The organism is Pelomonas sp. KK5, assembly GCF_001984095.1.
Classification (GTDB): domain Bacteria; phylum Pseudomonadota; class Gammaproteobacteria; order Burkholderiales; family Burkholderiaceae_C; genus KK5.
In genome coordinates this window covers 1-5,310 of the sequence record NZ_LYVQ01000326.1, presented here as the reverse complement: position 1 = coordinate 5,310, position 5,310 = coordinate 1, and the positions used below count along the sequence as shown (strand labels likewise).

Here is a 5,310-nt window from a genome sequence, read left to right as displayed (position 1 = left end):
CTTCCAGGCGCACCTTCTGCGAGGCCGAGGGACTGCGGCCCTTCAGTGCGTCGGCGAACACGTCCAGCTGCTTCTTCAGCGAGTCAGGCAGTTCGGCCGAGCCGGCCTTGAAGGTGGCAGCCGGCAGCGAATAGCGCTGTGCCGGCTTGAAGCCCATGCACTTGAAGCCGGCAGCCTTCAGCTGCTCGCATTCGTCATCCGGGAACAGGCCGTCCTGGATGTCCTTGGCGGTGGGCGTGGCGGTGCTCAGGTCGACGGTATCGTCGGCGGCCAGGGCCGGAAAGGCCGTGGCCGACAGGCAGGCAGTCAGCAGCAGCGTCGCCAGCGTCGTCATCGGGTTCGGATTGCGTTTCATGGTGATTCCCCTCGTATCGATCGGTGATCCGTCGAGGCCGGTGGCGGGTATCGTCCTCGCCCCGCCTCCTCGCTAACTTTCAAGTTCAGCGCACAGTCCGAATATTAGGCGACGTGCGTGAGGGAATTACACGTGGATACGGGTTAGTCCTCTCCTTTACGGGTGCCGCACCCTCTTTCTGCGGGTGAATATTGCTGTTATGTGCGTAACAAACGGTGAATCAGCTCCGGTGTGGAGCCCGCTGCGTACTTTTTCATCAGCCGGGCGCGGTACACGTCGACCGTCCGCGGGCTGATCGCCAGCCGCCGGCCGATCAGCTTGCTGGTCAGGCCCTCGATCAGCAGGGCGGCGATCTCGCGCTCGCGCGGGGTGAGGTCGGCGGTCAGCTGCCGGCGCGCCGACAGGTCCTCGAAGCTCCAGATGCCCTCGGCATGCGGGTCGCCCGGGTCCAGCGCGCGGCCGGCGACGTGGCACCAGAAGTGCTCTCCCGAGCCCAGTCGCCGCATCACCCGGTCGTCCGCGTAGTAGCCCTGGGCGTCCAGCGCGGCGACGATGCGCGCCCCGGTGCGCTCGAACTCGGCCGGGCTCGGGTACATCACCTCGAAGCTCTGGCCGATCAGCTGTTCGCGCTGCGCACCGAACATCGCCAGCACCTGGCGGTTGCAGTCGACGATCAGCCGCTGGGCCGAGATGACCAGGCCGATCGGGGCCATCTCGAAGGCCGTGCGGTGGTCGATGCTCACAGCAGGGCGTAGGTCGTCGTGGCCTGCACAGCTAACTTGTTATCTGCACTTACGATGTCGATGCTGCCGAAGGCCAGCGACTTGCCGCTGCGCAGCACTTTGGCGATCACCGTGCAATGGTCGCCGCCGATTGGCCGCAGGAAGCTGGTCTGCAGCTGCACCGTGGTCATCGGGCGGAACTCGCCCAGCTCGGTCATCATCGCAAGCACCATCGCCGTGTCGGCCGCGGCCATCGCGGCCTGGCCGCACATGACGCCGCCGACGTGGACATAGGCCGGCTTCACCGGCATGCGCAGCGTGACGCTGCCCTTGGCGGCGTCGATCACCTCGAAATCCATCGCCGCGATCCAGGGCGCGAAGATGGCGGGAATGGCTTGTTGCAGGGCGCTTGCATCCATGGGTCTCCTCGTCTTTTTAAGCGATTCTACGTAACGACTACGTAATCCCTTACGTAGCAGAATCACCCATCGTTTTTGACAACGGAGACAAGCACGATGAACAAGGTCTACCCGAGTGCCGCCGAGGCGCTCAAGGGCATCGTCGCCGACGGGCAACTGCTCGCGGTCGGCGGTTTCGGCCTCTGCGGCATTCCCGAGGCGCTGATCGCCGCGCTGCGCGATTCCGGCGCGAAGAACCTGACGGCGATCTCGAACAACGCCGGCGTCGACGACTTCGGCTTGGGCCTGCTGCTGCAGACCCGCCAGATCAAGAAGATGATCTCCAGCTATGTGGGCGAGAACAAGGAGTTCGAGCGCCAGTACCTCGCCGGCGAGCTGGAGCTGGAGTTCACGCCCCAGGGCACGCTGGCCGAGAAGCTGCGCGCCGGCGGCGCCGGCATCCCGGCCTTCTTCACCAAGACCGGCGTCGGCACGATCGTGGCCGATGGCAAGGAGCTGCGCGAGTTCGACGGTGAGACCTATGTGATGGAGCGCGCCCTGGTGCCCGATGTGGCCCTGGTCAAGGCGCACAAGGCCGACAAGAGCGGCAACCTCGTCTTCCGCCGCACCGCGCGCAACTTCAACCCCGCGGCGGCGATGGCCGGCAAGGTGACGATCGTCGAGGTGGAGGAACTGGTCGAGACCGGCGACATCGATCCGGACGACGTCCACCTCGCGGGCATCTACGTGCACCGCATCGTCGTCAACGCCACGCCCGAGAAGCGCATCGAGAAGCGCACGCTGTCGGAAAAGAAGGGAGCCTGATCATGCCTTGGACCCAAGACCAGATGGCCGCGCGCGCGGCGCAAGAGCTGCAGGACGGCTTCTACGTGAACCTCGGCATTGGCATCCCGACGCTGGTGGCCAACTTCGTGCCGGCCGACAAGGAAGTCTGGCTGCAGAGCGAGAACGGCATGCTGGGCATCGGCCCCTTCCCGACCGAAGACGAGGTCGACGCCGACCTGATCAACGCCGGCAAGCAGACGGTGACGACGATCAAGGGCTCGTCGATCTTCGGCAGCCACGAGAGCTTCGCGATGATCCGCGGCGGCAAGATCAACCTGTCCATCCTCGGCGCCATGCAGGTCAGCGGCAAGGGCGACCTGGCCAACTGGATGATCCCCGGCAAGATGGTCAAGGGCATGGGCGGGGCGATGGACCTGGTGGCCGGCGTCAAGCGGGTGATCGTGCTGATGGAGCACGTGGCCCGCAAGAAGGACGGCACCGAGGACCTGAAGATCCTGCCGCAGTGCACCCTGCCGCTGACCGGCCTGGGCGTGGTCAACCGCATCATCACCGACCTGGCCGTGATGGACGTGACGCCGGAAGGCCTGAAGCTCGTGGAACTCGCCGAAGGCGTCAGCCGCGAGCAGGTGCAGGCCAAGACCGGCGTGCCGCTGATTTAAGTAGTTAGTAGCAGCACCTTGCCGACCGTCGCACGCGTCTCCAGCAGCGCGTGCGCGGCGGCACCTTCCGCGAGCGGGAAGCGCGCGGCGACGGGCACCTGCAGGGATCCTGCCGCGATCAGCGCGAACAGTTCGCCCGCCCGGCGGCGCCGCTCCTCGGCGCTGGTCAGCACGTTCCACAGGTCGCCGCCGACCAGCCGGGTGGAGCCGTCCATCAGCAGGCGCGGGTCGACCGCCGGCGGCTGACCGGCCGCCATGCCGTAGAACACCACCGTGCCGCCGATGCGCACCTGCTTCAGCGAATCGAGCACCGTGGTGCCGGTCGAGTCGTAGACCACGTCGAAATTGCTGCCCGCCGGCGGCATGATCGTCAGCGCCTCGAAGCCCTGGGCGCGCAGGTGCGCGGCCTTGGCCTCGCTGGACACGAAGCCCACCATCGTCGCGCCGCGCGCGCGGCCCCACTGCATCAGCAGCCCGCCGACGCCGCCGGCCGCCGCATGCACGAGCGCCCGGTCGCCGCGGCCCAGCGTGTAGCTGTCGTTGGCCAGGAACTGTGCGGTCAGGCCCTGCAGCAGCGAGGCTGCCGCGGTGTCGGCGTCGATGGCGTCGGGCAGCGGGATCAGCCGTTCGACGTCGACGGCCACGAGCTCCGCATTGGCAAACGGCGCATCGGCAAAGCCGACCCGGTCGCCCGGTGCGAAGCCGCTGCCCGCCGGGGCCGAGACGATCACGCCGGCGCCCTCGTAGCCCGCCACGTAGGGCGGGGCGCCGCGCAGGTGGTAGCGCCCCTGGCGGCGGTAGACGTCGGCGAAGTTCAGGCCGATGGCCGAGAGGCGCACCAGGGCCTGGTCATGGCCCGGCTGGGGATCGGGCAGCTCGATGTAGCGAAGGACTTCGGGGCCGCCGAATGAGGAAAAGGTGAGGGCATGCATGGGCCGGACTGTAGGTCCTCCCGACCCTGCCGGCCCTCAGACCACCGGGCCGCTGATCTGCTGGGCCTTCTTGATCTTGTCGATCAGGCCGGCCTTGAAGCTGTCGAGCGCGCTCTGCAGGGCGGCCTGAGCGCCGGTGACCCATTCGTCCTTGAGGTCCAGCTCGACGCGGGCGGCTTCCCACTTGCTGTCCTTGGCCAGCACGCCGGCGAACAGGTAGACGTGCGGATAGTCGGCGGCACGGGCCGTGGCCTCCAGCGTGGCGTGGAGCTGCTTCCAGCCGTCCACCTTCAGCAGCTTCTGCAGGCAGGCCTCGGGGGAACTGCCGGTCAGCGAAACCTTGCCGTCGGCATCGGCGGTCCAGGAGTCCACGCTCATCGTGATGTGGATCTTGGAGCCGCGGTAGGCGCCGGCCGGCGTCAGCTTGTAGGTGGCGCCGGAGCCCAGCTCCAGGTAGCTCTTCCAGCGCGCGATGCTGGGCAGGTCCTGGTGATCGAAGGCGTCCTCCAGTGCCTGGCGCACCTCGGCCACGGTGGAGCCGTCCTTGATGCCGTCCTGGATGGCCTTGTCCCGGGCCTTGAGCTTGAGCTTGGCGAAGGCGGCCTCCTGGCCCAGCGCCTTGATGCCCGATTCGCGGATCTGCACCTGGGCCGCCGTCACGCAGTCGTCCTTGAAGGTCTGGCGCGCCGCGGCGTTGAACTTGGCCCAGCCGGCCTTGGCATGCGTGGCCTTGAAGGCCTTGAGCAAGGTGGGCAGCATCATGTTGGCGGTGTTCACGCCCTTGGGCAGGGCCTTGGTCACCTCCTCGGTGAAGCTCGCGAACTCGGCCTCGAAGTGCTTGTTGCGCTCGGCTTCCAGCGTGCCTTCCAGCGCGTTGGCGTCATCTACCGCTTCCTTGAAATCCTTGCACAGGCGATCGAGCTTGGACGGATTCGTGTTCAGGCTGCCCCGCTTGGCTTCCTTCTCCAGGTCCTTCAGTTCGGCGGCGCGGCCGGTCGCCTTGCGGCGCAGCTTGTCAACGCCGGCGGTGATGGTGTCCAGCTTGGCCTTTTCCAGCTCGTCCAGGCAGTCGACGATGGCCTTCTGCGCCGCCGCCATGTCCTTGACCAGATCGGCCAGTTCCTTCTCCTTGCTCTTGTCCGGCTTGGACGGCATCTTGCCGTCGAATTTCTTGATGCTCATCGAGCGTTCCCCCTGTTGTGGCGGGGAGTGTCACCGATCCGTCGAATCTTGGCGTTACGTTTGCTTGCAGCGTCTGAAATCCGCAGCGACATCGGCCGATCGGCCGATGGCCGGCCCGTTCAAACTCCCGGCTGCAGTAAAGAGGTCGGTCATGAAGACGATGGAGATGGCGCCCGCACCGCGGGCCCAAGAGGAGGGCGAGGGCGGTCTGGCGCTGGCCGCGGCGGCGAGCGCCCTGCTGGCGGCCTGTGGCGG

The 5,310-nt window shown here is 67.0% G+C and carries 7 protein-coding genes; 2 read left to right on the top strand and 5 right to left on the bottom strand.

The annotated features are described in order from the left end of the window. The 3 genes from B0W88_RS29410 to B0W88_RS29400 all read right to left on the bottom strand — a co-directional run. Positions 1-355 (bottom strand): hypothetical protein (locus tag B0W88_RS29410; protein ID WP_144007053.1); only part of this gene is annotated, 355 nt, incomplete at its 3' end. A gap of 197 nt (positions 356-552) precedes the next feature. After that, positions 553-1,098, bottom strand: coding sequence for a LuxR C-terminal-related transcriptional regulator (locus B0W88_RS29405; RefSeq protein WP_077038083.1), 546 nt, complete (start codon positions 1,096-1,098; stop codon positions 553-555). Further along, complete coding sequence (locus B0W88_RS29400) at positions 1,095-1,496, bottom strand: PaaI family thioesterase (RefSeq protein ID WP_077038082.1); 402 nt, start codon at positions 1,494-1,496, stop codon at positions 1,095-1,097. Before B0W88_RS29400 ends, B0W88_RS29405 begins: the two co-directional genes overlap by 4 nt. A gap of 96 nt (positions 1,497-1,592) precedes the next feature. Here B0W88_RS29400 and B0W88_RS29395 point away from each other — a divergent pair, with 96 nt between their 5' ends. Then, positions 1,593-2,300 (top strand): CoA transferase subunit A, encoded by a 708-nt coding sequence (locus B0W88_RS29395; protein ID WP_077038081.1) that lies wholly within the window; start codon positions 1,593-1,595, stop codon positions 2,298-2,300. A gap of 2 nt (positions 2,301-2,302) precedes the next feature. Then, entirely contained in the window at positions 2,303-2,941 is a 639-nt protein-coding gene (locus B0W88_RS29390; protein ID WP_077038080.1) for a CoA transferase subunit B, read from the top strand. Here the strand turns inward: B0W88_RS29390 and B0W88_RS29385 are convergent. Both B0W88_RS29385 and B0W88_RS29380 read right to left on the bottom strand, forming a co-directional pair. Beyond that, a complete protein-coding gene (locus B0W88_RS29385) occupies positions 2,938-3,873 on the bottom strand; it encodes a quinone oxidoreductase (protein WP_077038079.1) in 936 nt (311 codons plus the stop codon). The genes B0W88_RS29390 and B0W88_RS29385 overlap by 4 nt on opposite strands. 36 nt (positions 3,874-3,909) lie before the next feature. Then, positions 3,910-5,055: a hypothetical protein gene (locus tag B0W88_RS29380; protein WP_077038078.1), complete on the bottom strand. Its 1,146-nt coding sequence runs from the start codon at positions 5,053-5,055 to the stop codon at positions 3,910-3,912. Between the last annotated feature and the right edge of the window lie 255 nt (positions 5,056-5,310).

Bases quoted from the DNA above. Each gene is read 5' to 3' on its own strand.
- B0W88_RS29400 (WP_077038082.1), bottom strand. From the start codon at position 1,496: ATGGATGCAAGCGCCCTGCAACAAGCCATTCCCGCCATCTTCGCGCCC.
- B0W88_RS29395 (WP_077038081.1), top strand. From the start codon at position 1,593: ATGAACAAGGTCTACCCGAGTGCCGCCGAGGCGCTCAAGGGCATCGTC.
- B0W88_RS29390 (WP_077038080.1), top strand. From the start codon at position 2,303: ATGCCTTGGACCCAAGACCAGATGGCCGCGCGCGCGGCGCAAGAGCTG.
- B0W88_RS29385 (WP_077038079.1), bottom strand. From the start codon at position 3,873: ATGCATGCCCTCACCTTTTCCTCATTCGGCGGCCCCGAAGTCCTTCGC.
- B0W88_RS29380 (WP_077038078.1), bottom strand. From the start codon at position 5,055: ATGAGCATCAAGAAATTCGACGGCAAGATGCCGTCCAAGCCGGACAAG.